Source organism: Chelatococcus caeni (assembly GCF_014196925.1).
GTDB lineage: Bacteria > Pseudomonadota > Alphaproteobacteria > Rhizobiales > Beijerinckiaceae > Chelatococcus_A > Chelatococcus_A caeni.
The window spans coordinates 1135178-1161489 of the sequence record NZ_JACIEN010000001.1 but is presented as its reverse complement, the minus strand read 5'-3'; the positions used below and the strand labels follow the sequence as shown (position 1 = coordinate 1161489).

Below are 26312 nucleotides of genomic sequence, written 5' to 3'. Positions count from 1 at the left end.
TCACTCAGCTGCCTGCAGAACCGCATCCGAATGCGGGTTGGCCGCATAATCGTCGATGCGCTTCTCGATCTCGTGGCGGAAATGGCGGATGAGGCCCTGCACCGGCCAGGCCGCGGCATCGCCGAGCGCGCAGATCGTGTGGCCCTCGACCTGGTAGGTCACGTCGAGGAGCATGTCGATCTCGCGCTTCTGCGCCCGGCCCTCGGCCATGCGCGTCAGCACGCGCCACATCCAGCCCGTGCCCTCGCGGCAGGGCGTGCACTGGCCGCAGCTCTCGTGCTTGTAGAAATAACTGAGCCGCGCGATCGCCCGGACGATGTCGGTGGACCTGTCCATGACGATGACCGCGGCGGTGCCGAGGCCGGACTTCAGGTTCCTGAGGGAATCGAAGTCCATCGGGCAGTCGATGATCTGCTCGGCCGGCACGCAGGGCACCGAGGAGCCGCCGGGGATGACGGCGAGCAGGTTGTCCCAGCCGCCGCGGATGCCGCCGCAATGCCGGTCGATGAGCTCACGGAAGGTGATGCCCATCTCCTCTTCCACGTTGCACGGCTTGTTGACGTGGCCGGAGACGCAGAAGAGCTTCGTGCCGACGTTGTTCGGCCGGCCGAGGCTCGCGAACCAGGAGGCGCCGCGGCGCAGGATGGTGCCGGCGACGGCGATCGACTCGACGTTGTTCACCGTCGTCGGGCAGCCGTAGAGGCCCATGTTGGCCGGGAACGGCGGCTTCAGCCGCGGCATGCCCTTCTTGCCCTCGAGGCTCTCGAGCAGCGCCGTCTCCTCGCCGCAGATATAGGCGCCGGCGCCGTGGTGCACGTAGAGGTCGAAGGGATAGCCGTGGACGTTGTCCTTGCCGATGAGGCGCGCCTCGTAGGCCTCGTCCACCGCCCGCTGCAGCGCCTCGCGCTCGGCGATGTACTCGCCGCGGATGTAGATGTAGGCCGCGTTGGCACCCATGGCGAAGGAGGCGATGAGGCAGCCCTCGACCAGGAGGTGCGGATCATGGCGCATGATCTCGCGGTCCTTGCAGGTGCCCGGCTCCGACTCGTCGGCGTTGACGACGAGGTAGTGCGGGCGCCCGTCGGACTGCTTGGGCATGAACGACCACTTGAGGCCGGTGGGGAAGCCGGCGCCGCCGCGCCCGCGCAGGCCCGACTTCTTCATCTCCTCGATGATCCAGTCGCGCCCCTGCTGCAGCAGGAACTTGGTGCCGTCCCACGCGCCGCGCATCTTCGCGGCCTCGAGGCCAGGGCTGTGAAGCCCGTAGAGATTGGTGAAAATGCGGTCCTTGTCAGACAGCATGGCCGCTCACTCCTCCGGCTTCTCGCCGACGTCGCTCGCCGGGCGCCAGCCCGTGGCGAGCTTCCTGGCCTGCTCGATCCACTTGTCGCGCACCGCGCGCCCGCGGAAGGCGCCGAGGTGCTGGTCGACCCAGGCGAGATTCATCTCGTTCCAGGCGGCGATCTGATCGAAGTGGTAGATGCCGAGCTCGTTCAGCATGGTCGCGAGCTTCGGCCCGACACCGTGGATGAGCTTGAGGTCGTCCGGGCCGTCGTCGCGCGCCTTGGTGAGGAGGACGGGCTTGTGCTCGTCCGCCACGCCCTCGGCCGCATCCGCCTTGGCGGCCGCCGCGATCGGCGCCTTGCCTTCGGCCACGCGTACCTCGGGACGGTCGGCGGCCTTCTCCTCGGCGCGCGTCTCCTTCGGCTTGGCGGGCTCGGGCGTCTTCGCCGCCTCCGGCGCTGCGGCGGCAGCCTCCGCCTCGGCGCGCGCCTTCTCGGCCGCCTCGGCCTCGAAGCGCTGGCGCCAGGCGCCGATCTGGGAGCCGTCGAACAGCGAAGGATCGCTCAAGGTGGTGATGGCACCCTCCGGCTCGGAGGCGCGCCGGCCGTTCTGCGGGCCGGGCTTCACCGGCTTGCCGGCGGCGAGATCGTCGAGCAGCTTCTCGAGGCTCTCCGGCGTCAGATCCTCGTAGTAGTCGTTGTTGATCTGCACCATCGGCGCGTTGCAGCAGGCGCCGAGGCACTCGACCTCCATCCACGAGAACTTGCCGTCGGCACTGACGTGCTTCTCGTCGCCGACCCTGCGCTTCAAGACGTCCTTGAGCTGCTCGGCGCCGCGCAGCATGCAGGGCGTCGTGCCGCACAGCTGCACGAGATGGCGGCCGACGGGCTCCAGGTTGAACATGGTGTAGAAGGTCGCGACCTCGAGCACCCGGATGTAGGGCATCTTGAGAAGGTCGGCGACGGTACGGATCGCCGGTTCGGGCAGCCAGCCGCCGGCCTGCTCCTGCGCCTTCCACAACAGCGCGATCACCGCCGAGGCCTGCCGGCCTTCGGGATATTTCGCGATCTGCTGCCCGGCCCAGATCGCATTCTCCGCCGAGAAGGCGAAGCTGTCGGGCTGGAATTCCTTGGGGGCGAGACGACGAACAGCCATCAGATCCGCCTGTCCTTGAGCTTCACATAGGTCAGGCGCGCCGGCGAATAGCCGGTAACGCCATGGAGATCATCGAAATTGCGCACCGTCTCGACCCGCTCGCGGACGGCTTCGATGACGGAGGCGTCCGCCTCGTAGACGAACTCGCGCCCGTTGCGCAGCCAGCGCACCGGCTCCGTCGCGAGGTCGTCGGCGAGCACCATGTCGACGGTCGGAAAGGCCGGGCCGCCATGGGCGTGGATGCAATGGGCGGCGGTATTGTCGTCGAAGACGAGGTGGCGAAGGCCGCGCTCCCCCGCCTCGATGATGCGCCGCGCCTGGTCGATGTGATCGTCGAAGAAGGCGAGCGCGCGCGACAGGTCGAGCCCGCCGAAGTCGTAGCCCGACCAATCGGCCTCGTGATAGGTGGCCGCCGGGTCGCGGTGCTGCAGATTGGCGAAGACCGCGTCAAAGCAGAAGATCCGCGCCTCGGGGCAGGCCTTGCGCAGCACCCAGGTCGTCAGGCCGCGGAAGACGCCCGATTCGATGATGACGTCGGGAGCGAGCGCCCGCGCGGCGACGAAGAGCTCGAGCGCGCCGTTGAAGCCGTTGCCCCCGTGCTTCTGGCGGACGGGGCACTGGCAGATGTCTTCATAGAAGGCGCGCACCAGGCCTTCCATGTCCTCCGGCACCGCGATGCCTGCGGCTTCCAGATCGACGGCGATATGGTGGGCGGCACCGCGCACGAGGCGGTCGACCTCGCGGCGCGACAGGGGCCGGTGCTCCCATTCCGGCACGGCCGGCAGAAGGTCGTAGCCGAGACGGGTGAAGAGCGGCCCCAGGACGCGCCGGCGCAGCGGCTCGAGCACCTTGCGGCGCGTACGCTCCGACGGAGTCCAGCCGGATGCGTAGGCCACGGGGCCCGTCCCTTCTATGGCCGGCGCCGAAGCCATCAGCGGTCGACCTCGCCGAACACGATGTCGAGCGAGCCGAGCACGGCCGAGACGTCGGCCAGCATGTGGCCGCGACACATGAAATCCATGGCCTGCAGATGGGCGAAGCCCGGCGCCTTAATCTTGCAGCGATACGGCTTGTTGGTGCCGTCCGACACCAGATAGACGCCGAATTCGCCCTTGGGCGCCTCGACGGCGGCGTAAACGTCGCCCGCGGGAACGTGGTAGCCTTCCGTATAGAGCTTGAAGTGGTGGATGAGCGCTTCCATCGAGCGCTTCATCTCGCCGCGCTTGGGCGGCACGACCTTGTGGTCGCTCGTCGAGACCGGGCCCTGCCCTTCGGGCAAGCGCAGCTTCTCGAGGCACTGCTTCATGATGCGGATGGACTGCCGCATCTCTTCCATGCGGATGCAGTAACGGTCGTAGCAGTCGCCGTTCTTGCCGACCGGGATGTCGAAATCGAGCTCTTCGTAGCACTCGTAGGGCTGCGCCTTGCGCAGGTCCCACGCCGCGCCCGAGCCGCGCACCATGACGCCGGAGAAGCCCCAGGCCCAGCACTCGTCGAGCGAGACCACGCCGATGTCGACGTTGCGCTGCTTGAAGATGCGGTTGTCGGTGAGCAGCCCTTCGAGGTCGTCGCAGACCTTGAGGAAGGGATCGCAGAAGTCCCAGATATCGTCGATGAGCTTGTTGGGCAGGTCCTGGTGCACGCCGCCGGGGCGCACATAGGCCGCGTGCATGCGCGCGCCCGAGGCCCGCTCATAGAAGATCATCAGCTTCTCGCGCTCCTCGAAGCCCCAGAGCGGCGGCGTGAGCGCGCCGACGTCCATGGCCTGCGTGGTCACGTTGAGAAGGTGCGAGAGGAGACGCCCGATCTCCGAATAGAGCACGCGGATGAGCTGGCCGCGCCGCGGCACCGTGATGCCGAGCAGCTTCTCGACGGCGAGCGCGTAGGCATGCTCCTGGTTCATCGGCGCGACATAGTCGAGCCGGTCGAAATAGGGCACCGCCTGCAGGTAGGTCTTGGCCTCGATCAGCTTCTCGGTGCCCCGGTGCAGGAGGCCGATATGCGGGTCGACGCGCTCCACCACCTCGCCGTCGAGCTCGAGCACGAGGCGCAGCACGCCGTGCGCCGCCGGATGCTGCGGGCCGAAGTTGATCGAGAAATTGCGGATCTGATGCTCAGTCATGGCGTTGCGCCTGGCATGTGGCGTTTGCGTCGGGGCAGTCGGCAATCGGCAGTAGACAGTCGAAGGTCACGCGTTCTGCCCTCGTTCGATCGCTCGGATCAACGACCGCAACATCTTCCCGACGGAGTCGCAGGCTTCGAGCAGGCTTGTAATCGCCGCGCCTTCCGCCAAACCCACTCTCTCGGCAAGGAGCAGATGCGTCTCCAGCTCTTTCAGAGATCCCTGCGCGACTTTGAGAAAGTGCACGTACGCGCCGGCACTCCCCCGCCCATATCCTTCCGCGATATTCGCGGGAATCGAAACGCCAGCCCGTCTGATCTGAGCCGTCATCCCGAAGAGTTCGTCCTTGGGGAAACCACCGGTCAGCCGATAGCAGCCTTCCGCGAGTTCCATAGCCTCGCGCCACACGCGAAGATCGCGATACGACTGGATATCCATCGCACCGCCCCTCCCCGGTCACGACTGCCGACTGCCGACTGACCATTGCCGTCACCCCTTGGCCTTCTCGTCGCCGGGCAGCACGTAGTCGGTGCCCTCCCACGGCGAGAGAAAGTCGAAGTTGCGGAATTCCTGGTTGAGCCGCACCGGCTCGTAGACCACCCGCTTCTCCTCGTCGTCGTAGCGCACCTCGACGAAGCCGGTGAGCGGAAAGTCCTTGCGCAGCGGATGGCCCTCGAAGCCGTAGTCGGTGAGGATGCGGCGCAGGTCCGGATGGCCGGAGAACAGGATGCCGTAGAGGTCGTAGGCCTCGCGCTCGAACCAGTTGGCGGCCGGGAAGACGCCGATGGCGGAGGGCACGGGCGTCGCCTCGTCGGCCTCCACCTTCACGCGGATGCGGGTGTTATGGTGCGGCGACAGGAGGTGGTAGACGACGTCGAAGCGTTTCTCGCGCACCGGATAGTCGACGCCGCACAGGTCCGTGAAGTTGACGAAGCGGCAGCGCGCGTCGTCGCGCAGGAAGGTCAGCACGCGGACGATCTCACCCGCCTCGGCGTAGATCGTCAGTTCGTCGAAGCCGACGCCCGCCGCCTTCGCCGCACCCGGCAGCGATGCGAGGATATGTTCACCGAGCTCGGTCAGGTTGACGCTCATCGCCTTCCCCCCTCAGCGCTCGATGGTGCCGGTGCGGCGGATCTTCTTCTGCAGAAGAAGGACGCCGTAGAGCAGCGCTTCGGCGGTCGGCGGGCAGCCCGGGACATAGATGTCGACCGGCACCACCCGGTCGCAACCGCGCACGACCGAATAGGAATAATGGTAGTAGCCGCCGCCGTTGGCGCACGAGCCCATCGAGATGACGTAGCGCGGCTCCGGCATCTGGTCGTAGACCTTGCGCAGGGCGGGCGCCATCTTGTTGGTGAGCGTGCCGGCGACGATCATCACGTCCGACTGGCGCGGGCTGGCGCGCGGAGCGAAGCCGAAGCGCTCGACGTCGTAGCGCGGCATCGACAGCTGCATCATCTCCACGGCGCAGCAGGCAAGGCCGAAGGTCATCCACATCAGCGAGCCGGTGCGGGCCCACTGGATGAGCTCGTCCGTCGAGGTGACGAGGAAACCCTTGTCCGCCAGCTCGTCGTTGAGGCCGAGGAAGAAGGAATCATCCGAGCCCACGGGCTTGCCCGTACGCGGGTCGATGATGCCCCTGGCCGCCGGCGCGACGGCCGGGCCGCTCGCTTCGCCGATCAATCCCATTCGAGGGCTCCCTTTCTCCACTCGTAGATAAAGCCGACGGTCAGGACGCCGAGGAACAGCATCATGGACCAGAAGCCGAACCAGCCGAGGTCGCCGAAGGCCACGGCCCACGGAAAGAGGAAGGCGACCTCGAGGTCGAAGATGATGAAGAGGATGGCGACGAGGTAGAATCGCACATCGAACTTCATGCGCGCGTCGTCGAAGGCGTTGAAGCCGCACTCGTAGGCCGACAGCTTCTCGGCGTCAGGCCGCGAATATGCCACGATGAACGGCGACACAAGCAGCGCCACCCCGATCACCAGCGACACACCGATGAAGATGACGAGCGGCAGATAGTCGGCAAGAAGGCTCTGCATCCGGCACCCGCGGTATCGTGGCCCGTCGCCGGGACGGCGGGCTCTTGGACGGATTTCTCGCTCAGCACGAAGCCGGCCCGAGCGAGGCGGAGCGGCGAAAAACGCCTGCAATCCGCTACCTTGGACCGTTTCGCATTTGCGGCCGAGGCTTATCGCAGGCGCTCCGCGGGCGCAAGTGCTGCGGTGCCGCATAGCAGCCATGTTCCCGGCTTTCGGCACCGCGACGCAACGCTCACGCAACCGCCGCCCCTGCGATCCGCCTGATCCTCGCTTGACCGCCCGTGCGGATGGGACATTTCGGCACGGCGCCCGCCCGGCATGCCGGGCGGGCGTCGTACACGATCGACACACCGGGTCAGGCGGTCACGATGTAGACGATCTCATAGGACCGGGGATCGACGATGACGATCCGGCCATCCGCCAGCACGAAATAGACGTACTCGCGGTACTGCGGGACGATCTCCACCACACGTGGCGGCAGGGGATGCAGTTCCACGGTCCGCGGGATCGCCTGGCCGACCGAGATCGTGAAGTTCACGTCCCGCACGGGCTCGACACGCTCGCTGGTGATGGTTTCGCGGATCGTCCGCCGGTGCTCGGTACTGATCTCGACATTGGTGCCGACGCTACCGGTGGTATCCACGTCGGTGTCGCTGCCGCGCGTGCCGGCGCTGCCCGAAGGCGCATCCGTCGTCCCGCGCTCGCGGACGGCGCCGCGCGTGTCGTCGCGCTGCTTGATATCGGCGCCTTGCCGCGCCCGATCCTGCTCGTCCATCTGCACGCCGCCCTGCGCCGAACCCGGGCGCTGCTGACGCTCGGCCCGGCTCGGCTGCTCGCCGGCACCCGGTGTACGCTGCCCTTCCATTCGCGGGGCACCCTGCCGCCGCTCCTGTGCCTCGCCGCGCACGCCCTCACCGGCCGCGGAAGGAGGCTGGACCGAGCCCGCGCCGGGCTGGCGTTTCATCGCAGGCCCCGAGGCGCCGGAGCCGCCGGGCGCGACGGTGCCGCCCGATCCGCCGGTGCCGGGTCCGGACTGGGGCGAACCCGTATCGCCGCCCCCTTCCGGCAGCGGCCGCTGCGCCTGCGCATAGACCGGGCCGAGGCCCAGGGCGAGCGCGGCCACGGTGGTCAGGAGAACTTTTCGCATGGGTCTTCTCCATGTCTTGAGCCCTCCCGTCGAACGACAGGCCGCTAAAATTGTTTCAATTGGCCGGAAAGGTGGCGCCACGGGGTCAGGAACGCGGCGGTCGCGACGAGGCCGGTCGCAGGCGGCGCGCAAAAAACCCGCCTCGGAAGCGAGGCGGGGGCAAGAGGGACGGAACAGCCGGGCAGGATGCCCGAAGCCCCGGAATTCCGACAGGAGAAGTCATCCACCGGAGCCGGCCCTGGAGCCGGCCCCGGCCGTTGCGCGGGCCCAGCGGCCCGCGCCTGTCCTTCGCCATTCCTTCGCCATGCGTCAGATGCGCTGAAGCACCTTGCACAGGTTGACGAGTTCGTCGTCGAACTCCGCATAGGACGAGAGAATGCTGGAGCAGCGCTTCTTCAGCGCCGCGACCTGCTGCTGGCTCATCCCGGACATGGCTGCCGAGACACTGCCGGCGGGACCGCCGACACCGGGCCCACCCACACCGGGTCCGCCGGGACCACCAGGACCTCCCGGACCGCCAGGGCCGCCAGGGCCACCCGGACCACCGGGGCCGCCCGGCCCGCCGGGGCCTCCGCCGCCGAGGCCGATATTGAGCCCGACGTTGATGCCGCTGGTGCCGCCGATGCCAACGCCGACGCCAGCATTGACGCCACTCGATGAAGCAAGGCTGGCCCCCGCACCGGCATTGAGGCCATTGGTGCCGAGCGCGTTCACGCCGATGCCGGCATTGATCCCGTCATCCGGCGTGGCGGAAACGCCGACGCCCGCCGTGGTGAGCCCGAGAATCCCGAGCCCGATACCGGCATTGAGGCCGCCGTCATCGAGGCTCGCACCAGCCCCGACACTGGCAACGCTGCCGACGCTGGCGCCGAGACCGACATCCACGCCGCCCAGGGACCCGCCGACGCCGCCGAGCGCATCCCCGACGGAATTGCCGAGACCGCCGACGGCACCACCGAGCGAGCCCCCGGACGTGCCGCCCGAGGTGCCACCCAGCGCATCGCCGAGGCCGCTGACGGCATCACCGACGCCGCTCACCGCACCGCCGAGAGAGCCACCGAGCGCGTCGCCGACGCCGCCGACGGCGTCACCCAGTCCGCCAACCGCTCCACCGAGAGCATCTCCCAAGCCTCCCAAGTCTTGTGCATTTGCCGGGACAGCAAAAGCCATGAGGGTAGCAATACTCGCTGCGATCAGCAGCTGCCGCTGCTTCATCGAATTGGCATGCATCATGTCAACGCCCCATGTTGCGCAGCCGAAGCCGCAGTCTTCCCTCTCGCTTCCGCGACATATAAAATTGTTATAAATTTTTATGACAATCGAATTTAGTAATCGATTGCCAACTTTACGTCATCGGAAACGTAGACAAGGCTATCATATCAAAACATGATAGGAAATACCTCCTGCCAAGGTCGCAAGTGCTTTTCGGCGACTGAAGCGGAGTCCGATTACAGCTAGGGAGGTTTTCATGCTTCGATTTTTCGTCCTGCTCGGCGTCATTGCACTTGGCGCATGCAATACGACAGCTGCCCAGCGGCAAGTCTGGGTTCGCAGCGACGGGCGCGTCATCCAGCCCGGGAGTTCGGACGAACGCCGCGCCAACAGGGTCCTGACGGAATGCCGCCAGCGGGCCCTGGCGAGCAGCGATGCCGGCAAGACGATGCACAGCTGCATGAACGGCCGCGGCTACAAGCTCATCACGACGCCCTGAGGCCATCGACGAAAGAGGCAACCGCCCGGCGAGGAAGCCGGGCGGTGAACTGCGCGGAAACGGGAGGGGTTGGGCTTCCTGCCATCCGCGATCGGCGGGAGCCGCGCAGACAGGCAGACAGGCGCGGGCGTCGACCGGTCGACACCGGCTACGGACAAAACATGCACGCTGGTGCCAGGTGCCGCCCGCCGCGATCTCACGGATGACGCGGTTCGGCGTCCGGATCTCGAGGCTTTGATTTTCAGGGAAAGAAAGTGGCGGGAGTGACGGGGCTCGAACCCGCGGCCTCCGGCGTGACAGGCCGGCGCTCTAACCAACTGAGCTACACCCCCGCGGCGAACGCTTCGTTCGCTGTGGTGGCGCTGAATTAAGACCCCCATCCCGCCCTGTCAAGCGCCTTGGCCCCATCCTCATGAAAACCCTTCGGAACAGCCGCTCGCGCCTGTGGACAGCGATAAGGCCGGCCGTCGCCGCAACCGCTCTTCGCTGGAAGCGGCGCGATCAGGTGATTCACGCCGGAGTTTTCCCGGCATGAATCACGGCAGGACGGCCGGCGCACCCGCACACCGACGTCGCAGCCGCTGCCGGAACGGCGCCGGCGACGCGCGACGTTGATCGTTTTTCGCGCCCGTGCAGCCCCTCCCCTGCAAACCAAATGCAGGACGGGGAGCACCGTGTCGCCGGCAGCCATGGCCGACGAATCGCGGTGAGCGGAATCGTCACCTGAGGCAGCAAGCGGATCAGGAACGGACAGGGAGGAAGCGGCCGAGCCGGCCGGGGCGCGTCGCGCGGGGCGCAGACATAGCGAAGCCCCGACCGCAATCCTGGGGGGCGTGGATGCGATCAGGGCTCGCCGCGGAGGTCACAAAACACCGCGTAAGGGATATGGGGTGGTGTGCCCCATATTCAACGCCCCGACCGACTGGAGAAATCACAGATGGCCCGTGGCACGATCCGGGACGGACGGTCTTCCGGCGGACGGACGGGACGAAGGGTCCGGAGACCTGAATGGTGGGCGGTGACGGGCTCGAACCGCCGACCCTCTCGGTGTAAACGAGATGCTCTACCGACTGAGCTAACCGCCCATGACTGCGGCGTCCTGGAACCTTAGTGTTTAGGGGCGAGCCGCGCCTGCCGCAAGGGCTCTGGACCCATCCGCGATCGCGAACGGCGGAGCAGCCTCGGGCGATCGGCTCGCCCCGCAACATCACTTGCCGTTGACAGCGTCCTTGAGGGCAGCGCCGGCCTTGAACTTGGGCGCCTTGGACGCCGGCACGGGGATCGTCTCGCCCGTACGCGGATTGCGCGCCGTGCCAGCCGCACGATCGGCGACCGCAAAGGTGCCGAACCCGACCAGCTTCACTTCGTCGCCCTTCTTCAGAGCGCCCGTGATGGCGTCAATCGCCGCGTCGATCGCCTCGGTGGCCTGGGTCTTCGTGAGGCCCGCCTTCTCGGCGACGGCCGAGACGAGTTCACCTTTGTTCATGTTGTCCTCCTTACATTCGCGCCGTCACAGCTGCGAACCGAATGCGCCACATGGCGCGGACACGCCCGCCCGCAACAGCGGCGGCACGCTCAACCCCGATGCCGCAGAATCCCAAGAAATGCAACGGTTACAGGCCGCAAAACCACAAAAAAGCATCCTTATCGGGCGCTGAAGGTGCCCAAATTCGGCCCGGAAGGTCCGATGCGGCGTTTCCCTTGGCCTGCAAGCGAATCGCGGCTCCTCAACGAAAAAGGCGGGACCGCTGGTCCCGCCTCCTTCATTTCAGTCGTCGAGGTCCCGTTCAGTGAGCGACGAGACCCGTGCCGTCCTCGTCACCGGCGGCGACCGCAGCCTTCCTGGAGGCGGCCTCCTCGTCCCAGACGATCGCCTCGGGCTGGCGCACCAGGGCATGGCCGAGCACCTGCTCCATGCGCGACACGGGGACGATCTCGAGGCCGTTCTTCACCGAAGCCGGGATGTCCGCCAGATCCTTGGCGTTGTCCTCGGGGATCAGCACCTTCTTGATGCCGCCGCGCAAGGCGGCGAGGAGCTTCTCCTTGAGGCCGCCGATCGGCAGCACCCGTCCGCGCAGGGTGACCTCACCCGTCATGGCGACGTCGCGGCGCACCGGGATGCCCGTGAGCGTCGAGACGATGGCGGTCGCCATGGCGATGCCGGCCGACGGACCGTCCTTCGGGGTCGCCCCCTCGGGAACGTGCACGTGGATGTCACGCCGCTCGAACAGCGGGGGCTCGATGCCGAAGTCGACCGCACGCGAGCGGACGTAGGACGCCGCCGCGGAGATCGATTCCTTCATCACGTCCCGCAGGTTGCCGGTGACGGTCATCTTGCCCTTGCCGGGCATCATGATGCCTTCGATCGTCAGGAGCTCGCCGCCGACCTCCGTCCAGGCGAGGCCCGTGACCGTGCCCACCTGGTCCTCCGCCTCGATCTCGCCGTAGCGGAACTTCGGCGCGCCGAGGTAGTCGGAGATGTTGTCGGCCGTGACGGTGATCTTCTTCTTCTTGGTGAGGATGATCTCCTTCACCGCCTTGCGGATCAGGTTGGCGATCTCACGCTCGAGATTGCGCACGCCCGCCTCGCGCGTGTAGCGGCGAACCAGGGTGAGCAGGCCGGCGTCGTCGACCTCCCATTCCTTCGGCTGCAGGCCATGCTTGCCGACGGCGTTGGGAATGAGATGCCGCCGGGCGATCTCCGCCTTCTCCTCTTCCGTGTAGCCGGCGATGCGGATCACCTCCATACGGTCGAGCAGGGCCGGCGGGATATTGAGCGTGTTCGCCGTCGTCACGAACATCACGTTCGACAGGTCGTAGTCGACCTCGAGGTAATGATCGTTGAAGGACGAGTTCTGCTCAGGATCCAGCACCTCGAGCAGAGCCGAGGCCGGATCGCCGCGGAAGTCCATGCCCAGCTTGTCGATCTCGTCGAGCAGGATGAGCGGATTGGACGTCTTGGCCTTGCGCATCGACTGGATGATCTTGCCGGGCAGCGAGCCGATGTAGGTGCGCCGGTGACCGCGGATCTCGGCCTCGTCACGCACGCCGCCGAGCGACATGCGCACGAACTCGCGCCCCGTCGCCTTGGCGATGGACTTGCCGAGCGAGGTCTTGCCGACGCCGGGAGGGCCGACGAGGCACAGGATCGGGCCCGTCAGCTTGTTGGCGCGCTGCTGAACGGCGAGATACTCGACGATGCGCTCCTTGACCTTGTCGAGGCCGAAGTGGTCGGTGTCCAGCACCTCCTGGGCAAGGTTCAGGTCCTTCTTGACGCGCGAGCGCTTGCCCCACGGGATGCCGAGCAGCCAGTCGAGGTAGTTGCGCACCACCGTCGCCTCGGCCGACATGGGAGACATCTGGCGCAGCTTCTTCAGCTCGCCCTGCGCCTTCTCGCGCGCCTCCTTGGTCAGCTTCGTCTTCTCGATGCGCTCCTCCAGCTCGGCGAGCTCGTCGCGACCATCCTCGTCGCCGAGCTCCTTCTGGATCGCCTTCATCTGCTCGTTGAGGTAGTACTCGCGCTGGGTCTTCTCCATCTGGCGCTTGACGCGCGTGCGGATGCGCTTTTCCACCTGCAGGACGGAGATCTCGCTCTCCATCAGGCCGAGGGCCTTCTCGAGCCGCTCTGCGACCGACGTCGTCTCGAGGATCGCCTGCTTGTCGGCGATCTTGACGGCGAGGTGCGAGGCGACCGTGTCGGCGAGCTTCGAGGGATCGTCGATCTGCGTCACCGCGGAGACGACCTCGGGCGAAACCTTCTTGTTCAGCTTGACGTAGTTCTCGAACTCCGAGACCACGGAGCGGGCGAGCGCCTCCGTCTCCACCGCATTGCCGGCGGATTCGGCCAGCACCTCGGCCTCGGCCTCGTAGTAGTCGTCGCTGCGGGTGTACTGGCGCACCTTGGCGCGGCCGGCACCCTCGACGAGGACCTTCACGGTGCCGTCGGGCAGCTTGAGGAGCTGCAGCACGCTCGCCACGGTGCCGACCTGGTAGATTGCGTCCGTCGCCGGGTCGTCGTCAGAGGCGTTGATCTGCGTCGCGAGCAGGATGTGCCCGTCGTTCTTGACCACTTCCTCGAGCGCGCGGATCGACTTCTCGCGGCCGACGAAGAGCGGCACGATCATGTGCGGGAAGACGACGATATCGCGCAGGGGCAAGACCGGATAAACGGCAACAGTGCCCGGAATGGCCGGCTGGCGGGGCTTGGAATTGGTCATAGCCCTCAGTTCCTTTCCATTGCGCCCGCCCCCGCCCCGATGGGCCGACAGCGGACGGATTGTCGGGCGCGCTCACCGCCGCGGCGGCTGCCCCGACACACCTTGCCGGCACCTCTTTCAAGAGCATGCCGGCACCGGGTGTTGGGCGTTAGGTGGCGTCCCGTGCCGTGTGTTTCAAGAAAGGACGCAGGGCCTGCTCGCAAAACGGTGATCGGCCCTGCTCCGTGCAACCGGCGAGCGAGCGCGTGTCAGGCGCTGGCGCTCGTTTCCGCCTGTCGATCCGCGTAGATGAACAAGGGCTTGGCCTTGCCCTCGACCACCTCCGGGCTGATGACGATCTGCTCCACGCCCTCGAGGCCGGGCAGGTCATACATGGTGTCGAGCAGGATGCCCTCCATGATGGACCTCAGGCCGCGAGCGCCGGTCTTGCGCTCGATCGCCTTGCGGGCGATGAGCCCGAGCGCCTCGTCCGAGAAGGTGAGCTCGACGTTCTCCATGTCGAAGAGCCGCTGGTACTGCTTGACCAGCGCGTTCTTCGGCTCCTTGAGGATCGTCGTCAGGGCGGCCTCGTCGAGATCCTCCAGCGTCGCGATGACCGGCAGGCGGCCGACGAACTCGGGGATGAGGCCGAACTTCAGCAGATCCTCCGGCTCGACCTCACGGAAGATCTCGCCCGTGCGCCGGTCGTCCGGGGCCTGCACGGTCGCGCCGAAGCCGATCGAGGTGCCCTTGCCGCGGGCGCTGATGATACGCTCGAGCCCGGCGAAGGCGCCGCCGCAGATGAAGAGGATGTTGGTGGTGTCGACCTGCAGGAACTCCTGCTGCGGATGCTTGCGCCCGCCCTGGGGCGGCACCGAGGCCACCGTGCCCTCCATGATCTTCAGGAGCGCCTGCTGCACGCCCTCGCCCGACACGTCGCGGGTGATCGAGGGATTGTCGGACTTGCGCGAGATCTTGTCGATCTCGTCGATGTAGACGATGCCGCGCTGGGCGCGCTCGACGTTGTAGTCCGAGGCCTGAAGCAGCTTGAGAATGATGTTCTCGACATCCTCGCCGACGTAGCCGGCCTCCGTCAGGGTGGTCGCATCCGCCATCGTGAACGGCACGTCGAGGATGCGCGCCAGCGTCTGGGCGAGCAGCGTCTTGCCCGAGCCGGTCGGCCCGACGAGCAGGATGTTCGACTTCGCCAGTTCGACGTCGTTGTGCTTCGTCGCATGCGCGAGGCGCTTGTAGTGGTTGTGCACCGCGACGGAGAGCACCTTCTTGGCATGGTCCTGGCCGATCACGTAATCGTCGAGGACCTTGCTGATCTCCTTCGGCGTCGGCACGCCGTCGCGGGATTTCACCAGCGAGGACTTGGATTCCTCGCGGATGATGTCCATGCACAGTTCCACACACTCGTCGCAGATGAACACGGTCGGTCCAGCGATGAGCTTGCGGACCTCGTGCTGGCTCTTGCCGCAGAATGAGCAGTAGAGCGTGCTCTTGGCGTCGCCACCGCTGGTCTTGCTCATGGTCCGTCTCCGCTCGATCCGCCCGTGCCGCACCACGCGGTACGAGCGTCATCACATCTTCATATAGGCGTCGATCTAAGAAAGGGTAATTCCGCGATCTTCGCCCGGCGCCAGCGCGCCGATTCATTCGATGACGGCTACCATGCAAACATGGTGCCGCATGCCGATCAACAGAAATGGGACGGCACGCCGGAGCCGGCGCCCGTCCCCCGCCCCGCCCTTGGGGACAACCTCGATCAGGCCGCCACCTCCGGGCGCGTCGCCAGCACCTGGTCGATGAGGCCGAAGTCGCGGGCCGCATCGGCGGTCATGAAGAAATCGCGCTCCAGAGCCTGCTCGATGGAGACGAGATCCTTGCCCGTGTGCTTCACGTAGATCTCGTTGAGGCGGCGCTTCAGCGCCTCGATCTCGCGCGCGTGGATGAGAATGTCCGTCGCCTGGCCCTGGAAGCCGCCCGACGGCTGGTGCACCATGATGCGCGCATTCGGCAGTGCGAAACGCTGTCCGGCCTCGCCCGCAGCGAGAAGGAGCGAGCCCATGGAGGCCGCCTGGCCGATGCACAGGGTCGAAACGGGACAACGGATGAACTGCATCGTGTCGTAGATGGACAGTCCCGACGTCACCACCCCGCCCGGGGAGTTGATGTAGAAGGAGATTTCCTTCTTCGGGTTCTCCGCCTCGAGGAACAGCAGCTGCGCCACGATGAGCGAGGCCGAGTAATCCTCCACCGGGCCGGTGAGGAAGATGATTCGCTCGCGCAGGAGGCGGGAATAGATATCGAACGCACGCTCGCCGCGGTTGGACTGCTCCACCACCATCGGCACGAGCGTGTTGTTATAGACCTCTAACGGATCCCTCATCGTCTTCCTCGTCGGTTCCGAATGCCCGCGGCCGTGAACCGACCCTGCGGGCGATCCTGCAGCGAATCGCCCGCAGGATAGCCTGTTACGCCTTTTTCTTGGACTTGGAGGCCTTCTTGGCCTTCTTGCCCTCGTCCGCGCCAGCCTCGCCGTCCTCGTCGTCCGAGAACAGAGCCTCGCGCGACACCGCCTTCTCCGTCACCTTGACCTGGCCGAGGAGGTGGTCGACCACCTTCTCCTCGAAGATCGGGGCGCGGATCTCGGCGAGCGCCTGCGGGTTCTTGCGATAGTAGTCCCACACGGCCTTCTCCTGGCCGGGGAACTGGCGGGCGCGCTCGATGACAGCCTGGGTCACCTCGTCGTCCGTGATCTTTACATCGGCCTTCTCGCCGATTTCCGCAAGGACCAGACCGAGTCGCACGCGACGCTCGGCGATGCGGCGATATTCGGCGCGCGCCTCCTCCTCGGTCGTGTCCTCGTCGGCGAAGGTCTTGCCGGACTGCTTCATCTCGGCTTCGACCTGGTTCCACACGCCGGCGAATTCCTGCTCGACGAGGCTCGGCGGCAGGTCGAAGGTGTACTGCTCGTCGAGGGCGTCGAGCAGGATGCGCTTCAGCTTGCGCCGGGACTGGGCGGCGAAGTCGCGCCCGATGGCCTCGCGCACGGCGTCCTTGAGCTTGTCGAGCGACTCCATGCCGAAGCCCTTGGCGAGCTCGTCGTCGATCTTGAGCGCGTCGGGAGCCTCGACGTCCTTGACCTTCACGGCGAAGGACGCGGCCTTGCCGGCGAGGTTCGGCGCCAGGTAGTTCTCGGGGAAGGAGACGTCGACGGTGCGGTCTTCGCCGGCCTTGGCGCCGACGAGCTGCTCCTCGAAGCCCGGGATGAAGGAGTTCGAGCCGATCTCGACCTTGATGTCCTCGGCGGTGCCGCCCTCGAAGGCCTCACCGTCGATGGTGCCGACGAAGTCGACCGTCAGGCGGTCGCCCGTCTCCGCGGCGCCGTCCTTCGAGGAGAAGCTGCGGTTCTGCTTGGCCATCCGCTCCAGCGCCTCGTCGACCTCGGCGTCGCCGATCTCGGCGACCTCCTTGGTCAGCTCGATGCCGGAGAAGTCCTTGATCTCGATCTGCGGCAGGACCTCGAGCGCGACGGTGAAGGCAAGATCCGCCTTCGCCTCCATCACGGCCTCGATCTCGTCCTTGTTCTCGGGGAACGTGACCTGAGGCTCCTGGGCGAGCTTGAGCGAATGCTCCTCGACGATCTGGCGGTTGGCGTCGTTGACGGCGCTCTGCACCACATCCGCCATCACGGCACGGCCATAGAGCCGGCGCAGGTGCGTCAGCGGCACCTTGCCCGGGCGGAAGCCGTTGATGCGGACACGATCTTTCAGTCCGGCCAGCTCGCCCGTGAGCTTCGTTTCCAGATCGGCGGCCGGCACGACCACCTTGAACTCGCGTTTGAGCCCCTCGGACAGGGTTTGCGTCGCCTGCATCTTTACAGCTCTATTCCGTTCGCTCTGAATGATCATTCACAAGGGTCGGCCGCGCCGAACCTCACCAAGGCGCATGGTGCGGGCGGAGGGCCTCGAACCCCCACGACTTGTCGTCACTGGAACCTAAATCCAGCGCGTCTACCAATTCCGCCACGCCCGCAACCGGAGCCTCGCCTTGCGGGCAAGACCCCTTCCGGGACGGGGCTCTATATCATGACAGAAGCGTGATGCAGCAAAAAAATGACGCGCGCCGCCTTTTGTGCCCTGCACTCCGGCGGAGCCGCGCGAAGGGAGCGAAAAAGTGCCGCCGCTCCCTCGTTCCGGACACCGCTTCGCGCTAGATCTGAGCCTCCCGACGCGGCGACGGTCTCCATGGCGCAATTCGACGAAAAGACGATCTCCTCCCTCCCCCCTGCCGTGGGCATGGCCCGTCGCACATTCGTGAAGGGGCTCGGCGGCCTTGCGCTGCTCGCGGGCACCGCGCGCAGGGCCTGCGCCCAGCCCGCTGCCGGAGGCGGCGCCCGCCTTGCCGCCGCGCCGGCGACGGTCGAGCTCAACCCCTCCGCCGCGGGAGCCGCGGACCTGTGGAGCTTCACCGGCGATGCCGCAGGGGCACGGCTGCGCGCGCCCCTCGGCGAGCCCCTGGCGCTGCGCCTCACCAACGGTCTGCCGCAGCCGGTCTCGATGCATATCCTCGGCCTGAGGGTCGACAATGCGCTCGACGGGGCAGCGCCGCTCGCAGGGGATGCGGTCCCGCCCGGCGCCGAGCGCACCCTCACCCTGACGCCCGCCCGGCCGGGCACATTTCTCCTGCGCCCGGCCACCCTCGCCCATGCCGCCGAGCAGTCCGCCCGCGGGCTCTACGGCACGCTCGTGGTCCCTGAGACGGAACTGATCGCCGTGGACGAGGACGTGACCGTCGTCCTGTCGGACTGGGCGCTCGAGGAGAGCGGCGCCCTGCGGGCGAGCTTCGGCACGGCGGAGGACGCAGGCTTTGCCGGCCGGCTCGGCAACTGGCTGACGGTGAACGGCGTGACGCCGCCGCAGGCGGTGACGCTGCCGCAGCGCGGCAGGGCGCGGCTGCGCCTCGTCAATGCCGCGAACGCGCGCATCTTCACCCTGCGCTTCGACGCCATGGAGGCGGAGGTCATCGCCGTCGACAGCATCGCCACGGAGCCCTTCGCCCCAGCCCGCGCGACGCTGACGCTGCTGCCCGGCGCCCGGCTCGACGTCGTCGTCACGCCAGGCGAAGGCGCCGCCGTCAGCGGCCTGTTCGGCACGTCGGCGGTGCCGCTCGTCACCTTCGCGGCGACCCGTGCCCCATCGCCGCATGCCGATGCGCCACGGCCGGCGCTGCCGGCGCCGGACCTGCCGGCCGCCATCGACCTTGCCGCCGCCCTGCGCGCCGAGGCGGTGATCAGCGGCGGCCTCGACCCGGCCCGGCCCGCGACCGATGCCGATGTCACGCGCCTCTGGCAGGTCAACGGCGCCGCCTTCACCGACCAGCGCGAGCCGCTGCTGCGCGTGCCGCGCGGCAGGCCGGCCGTGCTGGCCTTCACCAACGAGACCGCCTTCGTGCAGGCCCTGCACATCCACGGGCATCATGTGCGGCTGCTGCATCCGCTCGACGACGGCTGGGAGCCCTACTGGCTCGACACCTTCGCCGTGCCGCCCGGGCGCACGGTGCGGATCGCCTTCGTCGCCGACAATCCCGGCCGCTGGCTGATCGGCTCGGCCATCCTCGACCGGCTGCCGGCCGGCCTCGCCACCTGGTATGAGGTGACGTGAGGCGGCAACTCAAAAAGCCGGCCCTTCCCGCTGAAAACGAAGGCTAATCCAGCAGCGTCCGCCACACCTGCGGCAGCATCTCCGGCAGGTCCTCGGCGATGAGGCCCGGCCCGAAGGCGGTGGCCGCAGCTCCGTGCATCCACACGCCGGCGCAGGCGGCCGCGAAGGCCGGCATCTCCTGGGCCATGAGGCCGCCGATGATGCCGGCGAGCACGTCGCCCGTCCCGGCCGTCGCCAGCCACGGCGGGGCGTTCTCGTTGATGGCGGCGCGTCCGTCCGGCGCGGCGATCACCGTATCGGGGCCCTTGAGCACGACGACGGCCCCGCTCGCGGCGGCGGCGGCACGGGCCCGCTCCAGCTTGGACCGCGCCTGCGCGACGCCCTCGGCCTCGCCGAAGAGCCGGGCGAACTCGCCCTCGTGCGGGGTCAGCACGATGCCGGCCGGCGCGGCGGAGGTCACCACCTGCCACAGACCGGCGAGATTATTCGAAAAGCTCGTCAGCGCATCCGCATCGAGCACGAGGTGCCGGCGCGCGGCGGCGGCCACCTCGACCATGCGGCGCGTCTCCTCGCCGATGCCCAGCGCCGGCCCGAGAACGAGCGCCGAGAAGCGCGCATCGCTCAGCAGGTCGGCGAGCCCTTCCGCCCCGTCGACGGCGCGCACCATGACGGCGGTCAGTTGCGCCGCATTGACGGCGACGGCCGACGGCGGCGAGGCGACCGTCACGAGCCCCGCCCCGGCCCTCAGGCCGGCCCGCGCGGCGAGACGCGCAGCCCCCGTCCGCGCCGGCCCGCCGGAGGCGACGACGAGATGGCCGCGCTTGTATTTATGGCCCGCCGCATCCGGGCGCGGCAGTTCACCCCGCCAAAGGCCGGGAGCGTTCGCGGCCGTCCGCACATCGAGCCCCGCCACCGTCGCATCGGTGATGCCGATGTCCGCAACATGGACAGGGCCGCAATGTCCGCGTCCCGGCATCAGCAGATGGCCGGGCTTGCGCCGGGCAAAGGTCACCGTCTCGTCCGCCTGGATGGCGCAGCCCCGCACGGCGCCGGTGTCGCCGTCGATGCCGGAGGGGACGTCGACCGCGACGACATGGGCGCCGGCGGCATTCACCGCCGCGATCACCGCGTCAAGCGGTGCGGCGATGTCGCGGGCGAGCCCGGCGCCGAACATGGCGTCGACGACGATGTCGACACCGTCGGCGCGCCAGCCTGCGAGCGGCAGGATCTCGCCTTCCCAGCCGCGGGCCGCCTCGGCGGCGTCTCCCGTCAGCCGGTCCGGCGGCACGAGGGCGTGGACGGCGACGTCATGGCCGGCCGCCGCGAGCAGGCGCGCGACGACGAAGCCGTCGCCGCCATTGTTGCCGGGGCCGCACAGGACGGCGATGCGCCGCGGCCCTGCGGCCCGCGCGAGCACCCGCTCGGCCACGGCCTGCCCGGCCCGCTCCATCAGCACGATGCCCGGCGTACCACCCGCGATGGTGCGCCCATCCGCCGCAGCCATCTCGGCGCAGGTCAACAGCTCAAGCATCGGGCATCCTGCCGCCGCGATGGCAGCCCCCTCGCGGGAGTCGATGAAAAAAGTAGCATCTGCACAATTTTTAGCCTCCAAATGTCGTCCGGCTGCAACATTGCGCGGCAGGGAACGGCCAATTCCCCGTGGCAGGCCGATCGGCTTTGATGGTAAGAGCCACACGAGCTGTTTGCACTGACTGATCCTGCGGAGGCTGCACGGCATGAAGAAGATCGAAGCGATCATCAAACCCTTCAAGCTCGACGAGGTGAAGGAGGCGCTTCAGGACGTCGGCCTGCAGGGTATCACCGTCATCGAAGCCAAGGGTTTCGGCCGCCAGAAGGGCCATACCGAGCTCTACCGCGGCGCCGAATACGTCGTCGACTTCCTGCCCAAGGTGAAGATCGAGATCGTGCTTGCCGACGAGATGGTCGACCGGGCGGTCGAGGCCATCCGCAAGGCGGCCCAGACGGGCCGGATCGGAGATGGCAAGATTTTTGTATCCACGGTCGAGGAGGTCATCCGCATCCGCACCGGCGAGACCGGCACGGACGCGATTTGATCCAACCTACGCCACCCCACGGGCCGCTGACGGCCAGTTCCACTAGAGGATGATAATGATGAAGAGCGCTAAGGACGTGCTCAAGCTGATCAAGGACGAAGACATCAAGTATGTCGACTTCCGCTTTACCGATCCGCGTGGCAAGTGGCAGCACGTCACCTTCGATGTGTCGATGATCGACGAAGAAATCTTCGCCGAAGGCACGATGTTCGACGGCTCTTCGATCGCCGGCTGGAAGGCCATCAACGAATCCGACATGCTGCTCATGCCGGACCCGGCCACCGCCACCGTCGACCCGTTCTTCTCGGCCGCGACGCTCTCCATCGTCTGCGACGTTCTCGAGCCGACCACGGGCGAGGCCTACAACCGCGACCCGCGCGGCATCGCCAAGAAGGCCGAGGCCTTCCTGCAGTCGACTGGCCTCGGTGACACCATCTACGTCGGCCCCGAAGCCGAGTTCTTCGTCTTCGACGACGTCAAGTTCATGGCCACCCCCTACAACACGGGCTTCAAGCTCGATGCGGCCGAGCTGCCGATCAACGGCGACACGGACTACGAGGGCGGCAACCTCGGCCACCGCATCCCGACCAAGGGCGGCTACTTCCCGGTCCCGCCGCTCGATGCCGGCCAGGACATGCGCGGCGAGATGCTCGCGGCCATGGCTGCCATGGGCGTCAAGGTCGAGAAGCACCACCATGAGGTGGCCTCGGCCCAGCACGAACTCGGCATGAAGTTCGACACGCTGACGCTGATGGCCGACCAGATGCAGGTCTACAAGTACTGCATCCACAACGTCGCCCAGAGCTACGGCAAGTCGGCCACCTTCATGCCGAAGCCGGTCTACGGCGACAACGGCTCGGGCATGCACGTGCACCAGTCGATCTGGAAGGGCGGCAAGCCGCTGTTCGCCGGCAACAAATATGCCGACCTCAGCCAGGAATGCCTGTGGTACATCGGCGGCATCATCAAGCACGCCAAGGCCATCAACGCCTTCACCAACCCGTCGACCAACTCCTACAAGCGTCTGGTCCCGGGCTTCGAGGCGCCGGTGCTGCTCGCCTATTCCTCGCGCAACCGCTCGGCCTCCTGCCGCATTCCGTGGACGAACTCGCCGAAGGCCAAGCGCGTCGAGGTGCGTTTCCCCGACCCGACGGCGAACCCCTACCTCGGCTTCGCGGCCCTGCTCATGGCCGGCCTCGACGGCATCCTGAACAAGATCGACCCCGGCTCGGCGATGGACAAGGACCTCTACGACCTGCCGCCGCGCGAGCTGAAGAAGATCCCGACCGTCTGCGCCAGCCTGCGCGAGGCCCTGCAGTCCCTCGACAAGGACCGCGCCTTCCTCAAGGCCGGCGGCGTGTTCAGCGACGACTTCATCGACGCCTATATCGAACTCAAGATGCAGGACGTCATCCGCTTCGAGCACACGCCGCACCCGGTCGAGTTCGACATGTACTACTCGGTCTGATGCAGCGCGGGGGGCCCTTCCGGCCGCCCGCACCGGAATACGGCAGCCGGGGTCTTCGGGCCCCGGCTGTTTCGTTTCAGGGTCCTTCTCCACCGTGGCCTCGGTCTCGCAGGCGCCATGGCCGATGGAGAAACGTCGTCTGCGGGCGTCATCGGTTACAGTGGATCGCGGGACGTAGTGTCATCCGTCGGACATGCCCCGGCCCTAACTGTGAGCGGCTGATTTTCCATCGGGGGATCCCAGGATGACCGACGCTGAGCTGACCCGCTCCCAGGCTTACGAGGAATCAGAGAACCTCGGCCGCAACACGAGCGACAATCCCAGCATGGGCGAGATCATCGCCCGGCGCTTCAGCCGCCGCGACCTGATGCGCGGGGCGCTGGCCGTCACCGCCATTTCGGCCACCGTCTCGCCGCTGGCGCTCGCCACGGCCGAAAAGGCGCGCGCCGAGACCGACGCCTCGGCCTTCCGCTTCAAGGAGCCGGCGGCGGGTGTCGACGAGCGGCACCATGTCGCCGAGGGCTATGACGCCGACATCCTCATCCGCTGGGGCGACCCCGTGCTGCCCGGCGCGCCGGCGTTCGATCCGAAGAGCCAGAGCGCCGAGGCGCAGGCCGGGCAGTTCGGCTACAACAACGACTTCCTCGGCTACATCCCCCTGCCCGACGCCGCCGACCCGTCGGCGCACGGCCTCCTCGTCGTGAACCACGAATACACCAACGAGGAGCTGATGTTCCCGGGCATCCCGCCCCAGCACACCAAGGACGTCCGTTTCAAGGACATGACGAAGGCGCTCGTCGACATCGAGATGATGGCGCACGGCGGCTCGGTCATCGAGGTCCGCAAGGTGGACGGCAAGTGGCAGGTGGTGCCGGATTCGAAATATGCGCGCCGCATCACCGCCGAGACGGAGATGGAGATCACCGGCCCCGCCGCCGGCGCCGAGCGCATGAAGACCTCCTACGATGCCGAGGGGCGCAGGGTGCGCGGCATGCTCAACAACTGCGCCGGCGGCATCACGCCCTGGGGCACCTGGCTGACGTGCGAGGAGAACTTCAACGGCTACTTCTGGGGCAAGGCCGACGGCCACCCCGAGGAGGCGGCGCTGAAGCGCTACGGCGTGCCCGGCAATTCCTACAACTGGGGCCAGCACTACGACCGCTTCGACCTCGCCAAGGAGCCGAACGAATCGAACCGCTTCGGCTGGGTGGTGGAGATCGACCCGCTCGACCCCACCTCGGTGCCGAAGAAGCGCACGGCCATGGGCCGCTTCAAGCACGAGGGCGCGGCGAACATCGTCAACAAGGACGGACGCTTCGTCGTCTACCAGGGCGACGACGAGCGCTTCGACTACGTCTACAAGTTCGTCACCGAAGGCCGGGTCGATCCGGCCGACCGCGCCGCCAACATGGACCTGCTCGACAGGGGCACGCTCCATGTCGCCCGCTATGACGCCGACGGCACCGGCGAATGGCTGCCGCTCGTCTTCGGCGAAGGGCCGCTGACGGCGGCGAACGGCTTTGCCAGCCAGGCGGATGTCGTCATCGAGGCGCGCCGCGCCGCCGACCTCCTCGGCGCCACCAAGATGGACCGGCCGGAGGACGTCGAGGCCAACCCGCAGACCGACAAGGTCTACGTGATCCTGACCAACAACACGAGCCGCAAGACCGAGCAGGTCGACGCCGCCAACCCGCGCGCCAACAACGAGTTCGGCCACATCATCGAGATGCTGCCGGAGGGCGGCGACCACGCGGCGCGCAAGTTCACCTGGGAAATCCTCGTCAAATGCGGCGATCCGTCGATCGCCGACGTCGGCGCCACCTTCTCCTCGGCGACGAGCAAGGACGGCTGGTTCGGCATGCCGGACAACTGCGCCATCGACAGCGAGGGGCGCCTGTGGGTGTCGACCGACGGCATGTCGGAGAAGAGCACCGGCCGCGCCGACGGGCTCTTCGCCGTCGACACGGAAGGCGCGGCGCGCGGCACCTCCAAGCTGTTCTTCCGCTGCCCGGCCGGCGCCGAGCTCTGCGGCCCCATGCCGACGCCGGACCTCACCACCTTCTTCGTCGCCGTGCAGCACCCCGGCGACGACGGCAAGGACTGGTCGGCCTTCGGCCGCATCTCGACCTTCGACGATCCGGCGACGCGCTGGCCGGATTTCGAGGACGGCATGCCGCCGCGCCCGTCGATCGTCGCCATCACGAAGCAGGGCGGCGGCAAGATCGCCGGCTGATTCCTCCGTTACAAACGCGAACGGCCGGCGCAACCGCGCCGGCCGTTCCTCGTGGAGACGGTGCCGCCGCTTACTGGGGCAGCTTGTCCTCGATACCCTTGACGTAGAAGTTCATGCCGAGCACCTGCTCGTCGGACAAAGCCGTACCGCCCTGGCATTCCACCTCGCTGCCGTCCTGCTTGAGGACGGGGCACTTGAAGGGGTTGAGCTTGCCGGTGCGGATCGCCTCCTCCGTCTCCTCGGCCATCTTCTTCACGTCGTCCGGCATGTTGGTGTAGGGCGCCATCTTCACCATGCCGCTGTCGAGGCCGCCCCAGGTGTCCTCGGACTTCCAGGTGCCGTCGAGCACGGCCTTGGTGCGGGCGACGTAATAGTCGTTCCAGTTGTCGACGATGGCGGTCAGCTGCGTCTTGGGCGCGAAGCGGATCATGTCCGACGCCTGGCCGAAGCCGAAGAGGCCGCGCGCCTCGGCCGCCTGCAGGGGCGCCGGGCTGTCGGTGTGCTGGGCCATCACGTCGACGCCCTGGTCGAGCAGCGCCTTGGCGGCATCGGCCTCCTTGCCCGGGTCGTACCAGGAATTGGCCCAGACCACCTTGATCTTGATGTCCGGCCGCACCGACTGGGCGCCGAGGAAATAGGCATTGATGCCGGAGACGACCTCGGGGATCGGATAGGCGCCGACATAGCCGATGACGCCGGTCTTCGACATCTTGGCCGCGATCTGGCCGATGACGTAGCGGCCCTCGTGGAACTTCGCCGCATAGGTGGAGACGTTGTCGGCGCGCTTGATGCCGGTGGCGTGCTCGAACTTCACGTCCGGATATTTCCTGGCCACCTTCAGCGTCGGCTCCATGAAGCCGAAGGAGGTGGTGAAGATGAGCTTGTGGCCGGTGCGGGCGAGCTGCTCGATGGCGCGCTCGGAATCGGCCTCCGGCACGCTCTCGACGTAGCTCGTCTCGACCTTGTCGCCGAGCGCTTCCTCGATGGCCTTGCGGCCGACATCGTGCTGGTAGCTCCAGCCGTGATCACCGACCGGCCCCACATAGATGAAGCCGACCTTGAGCTTGTCCTGCGCGCTGGCGGAACCGGCGACGAGCGCCAGTGCCGCCGTCGCCAGAAGATGGGTGAATAGACGCTTCATCGTGGGTCCCTGTCACTCGAATGGGGGCTGGCCTTGTCCGCCCCGCAGGACGCCGCCCCCTGC

22 protein-coding genes and 3 tRNA genes are annotated in these 26312 nt (G+C 67.3%); 5 read left to right on the top strand and 20 right to left on the bottom strand.

Translation table 11 applies throughout. The features are described from left to right. The 10 genes from nuoF to GGR16_RS05535 all read right to left on the bottom strand — a co-directional run bounded on the left by nuoF (position 1) and on the right by GGR16_RS05535 (position 8986). Positions 1-1302, bottom strand: coding sequence for an NADH-quinone oxidoreductase subunit NuoF (gene nuoF / locus GGR16_RS05580; RefSeq protein ID WP_183315934.1), 1302 nt, complete (start codon positions 1300-1302; stop codon positions 1-3). Between the two features lie 6 nt (positions 1303-1308). Further along, positions 1309-2439, bottom strand: a complete 1131-nt coding sequence (gene nuoE / locus GGR16_RS05575) for an NADH-quinone oxidoreductase subunit NuoE (protein WP_183315933.1) — start codon at positions 2437-2439, stop codon at positions 1309-1311. After that, the gene (locus GGR16_RS05570; protein ID WP_183315932.1) at positions 2439-3335 is read right to left on the bottom strand and encodes a hypothetical protein; all 897 of its coding nucleotides are present in this window, start codon (positions 3333-3335) and stop codon (positions 2439-2441) included. Before GGR16_RS05570 ends, nuoE begins: the two co-directional genes overlap by 1 nt. A 35-nt stretch (positions 3336-3370) precedes the next feature. Then, positions 3371-4561, bottom strand: coding sequence for an NADH-quinone oxidoreductase subunit D (locus GGR16_RS05565; RefSeq protein WP_183315931.1), 1191 nt, complete (start codon positions 4559-4561; stop codon positions 3371-3373). A gap of 66 nt (positions 4562-4627) precedes the next feature. Beyond that, the gene (locus GGR16_RS05560; protein WP_183315930.1) at positions 4628-4999 is read right to left on the bottom strand and encodes a four helix bundle protein; all 372 of its coding nucleotides are present in this window, start codon (positions 4997-4999) and stop codon (positions 4628-4630) included. A gap of 51 nt (positions 5000-5050) precedes the next feature. Next, positions 5051-5653 carry an NADH-quinone oxidoreductase subunit C gene (locus tag GGR16_RS05555; RefSeq protein ID WP_183315929.1) on the bottom strand — a complete coding sequence of 201 codons (603 nt, stop codon included), beginning with the start codon at positions 5651-5653 and terminating at the stop codon, positions 5051-5053. Positions 5654-5665: 12 nt separating this feature from the next. Continuing rightward, positions 5666-6250 carry a NuoB/complex I 20 kDa subunit family protein gene (locus GGR16_RS05550; protein ID WP_026015322.1) on the bottom strand — a complete coding sequence of 195 codons (585 nt, stop codon included), beginning with the start codon at positions 6248-6250 and terminating at the stop codon, positions 5666-5668. Beyond that, positions 6241-6606, bottom strand: coding sequence for an NADH-quinone oxidoreductase subunit A (locus GGR16_RS05545; protein ID WP_019403276.1), 366 nt, complete (start codon positions 6604-6606; stop codon positions 6241-6243). Before GGR16_RS05545 ends, GGR16_RS05550 begins: the two co-directional genes overlap by 10 nt. Before the next feature lie 355 nt (positions 6607-6961). Beyond that, complete coding sequence (locus GGR16_RS05540; protein ID WP_019403277.1) at positions 6962-7753, bottom strand: DUF1236 domain-containing protein; 792 nt, start codon at positions 7751-7753, stop codon at positions 6962-6964. 309 nt (positions 7754-8062) lie between these two features. After that, positions 8063-8986, bottom strand: coding sequence for a hypothetical protein (locus GGR16_RS05535; RefSeq protein ID WP_183315928.1), 924 nt, complete (start codon positions 8984-8986; stop codon positions 8063-8065). A gap of 235 nt (positions 8987-9221) precedes the next feature. On the opposite strand from GGR16_RS05535, the gene GGR16_RS05530 reads away from it, so the two are divergent. After that, on the top strand, positions 9222-9464 hold the full coding sequence (locus GGR16_RS05530) for a hypothetical protein (protein WP_183315927.1): 243 nt from the start codon (positions 9222-9224) through the stop codon (positions 9462-9464). A 255-nt stretch (positions 9465-9719) separates the two neighbouring features. Here GGR16_RS05530 and GGR16_RS05525 read toward each other — a convergent pair. The 8 genes from GGR16_RS05525 to GGR16_RS05490 all read right to left on the bottom strand — a co-directional run bounded on the left by GGR16_RS05525 (position 9720) and on the right by GGR16_RS05490 (position 17704). After that, positions 9720-9796, bottom strand: a tRNA-Asp gene (locus tag GGR16_RS05525). A gap of 677 nt (positions 9797-10473) precedes the next feature. After that, a tRNA-Val gene (locus GGR16_RS05520) sits at positions 10474-10549 on the bottom strand. 122 nt (positions 10550-10671) lie between these two features. Further along, positions 10672-10950 carry an HU family DNA-binding protein gene (locus tag GGR16_RS05515; RefSeq protein ID WP_019403281.1) on the bottom strand — a complete coding sequence of 93 codons (279 nt, stop codon included), beginning with the start codon at positions 10948-10950 and terminating at the stop codon, positions 10672-10674. A 301-nt stretch (positions 10951-11251) separates the two neighbouring features. Next, positions 11252-13681: an endopeptidase La gene (lon, locus tag GGR16_RS05510; RefSeq protein ID WP_019403282.1), complete on the bottom strand. Its 2430-nt coding sequence runs from the start codon at positions 13679-13681 to the stop codon at positions 11252-11254. Between the two features lie 248 nt (positions 13682-13929). Continuing rightward, positions 13930-15195, bottom strand: coding sequence for an ATP-dependent Clp protease ATP-binding subunit ClpX (clpX, locus tag GGR16_RS05505; RefSeq protein ID WP_019403283.1), 1266 nt, complete (start codon positions 15193-15195; stop codon positions 13930-13932). A gap of 236 nt (positions 15196-15431) precedes the next feature. Then, positions 15432-16055, bottom strand: a complete 624-nt coding sequence (locus GGR16_RS05500) for an ATP-dependent Clp protease proteolytic subunit (protein ID WP_019403284.1) — start codon at positions 16053-16055, stop codon at positions 15432-15434. Positions 16056-16140: 85 nt separating this feature from the next. Continuing rightward, positions 16141-17544 (bottom strand): trigger factor, encoded by a 1404-nt coding sequence (tig, locus tag GGR16_RS05495; protein WP_019403285.1) that lies wholly within the window; start codon positions 17542-17544, stop codon positions 16141-16143. 74 nt (positions 17545-17618) lie between these two features. After that, positions 17619-17704, bottom strand: a tRNA-Leu gene (locus GGR16_RS05490). Positions 17705-17916: 212 nt separating this feature from the next. Here GGR16_RS05490 and GGR16_RS05485 point away from each other — a divergent pair. Next, positions 17917-19332, top strand: a complete 1416-nt coding sequence (locus tag GGR16_RS05485) for a multicopper oxidase family protein (protein WP_183315926.1) — start codon at positions 17917-17919, stop codon at positions 19330-19332. A gap of 43 nt (positions 19333-19375) precedes the next feature. On the opposite strand, the gene GGR16_RS05480 is transcribed toward GGR16_RS05485, so the two are convergent. Beyond that, a complete protein-coding gene (locus GGR16_RS05480) occupies positions 19376-20863 on the bottom strand; it encodes an NAD(P)H-hydrate dehydratase (protein ID WP_183315925.1) in 1488 nt (495 codons plus the stop codon). A 205-nt stretch (positions 20864-21068) separates the two neighbouring features. Between GGR16_RS05480 and GGR16_RS05475 the strand changes: the two genes are divergently transcribed. From GGR16_RS05475 to GGR16_RS05465, 3 genes are all read left to right on the top strand, one after another. After that, a complete protein-coding gene (locus GGR16_RS05475) occupies positions 21069-21407 on the top strand; it encodes a P-II family nitrogen regulator (protein WP_019403288.1) in 339 nt (112 codons plus the stop codon). A 58-nt stretch (positions 21408-21465) separates the two neighbouring features. Continuing rightward, positions 21466-22875, top strand: a complete 1410-nt coding sequence (gene glnA / locus GGR16_RS05470) for a type I glutamate--ammonia ligase (RefSeq protein ID WP_026015324.1) — start codon at positions 21466-21468, stop codon at positions 22873-22875. Positions 22876-23119: 244 nt separating this feature from the next. Next, positions 23120-25108, top strand: a complete 1989-nt coding sequence (locus GGR16_RS05465; protein WP_183315924.1) for a PhoX family protein — start codon at positions 23120-23122, stop codon at positions 25106-25108. A 70-nt stretch (positions 25109-25178) separates the two neighbouring features. Here GGR16_RS05465 and GGR16_RS05460 read toward each other — a convergent pair whose 3' ends face one another. Next, positions 25179-26249 carry a BMP family ABC transporter substrate-binding protein gene (locus tag GGR16_RS05460; protein WP_183315923.1) on the bottom strand — a complete coding sequence of 357 codons (1071 nt, stop codon included), beginning with the start codon at positions 26247-26249 and terminating at the stop codon, positions 25179-25181. Positions 26250-26312: the final 63 nt, after the last annotated feature.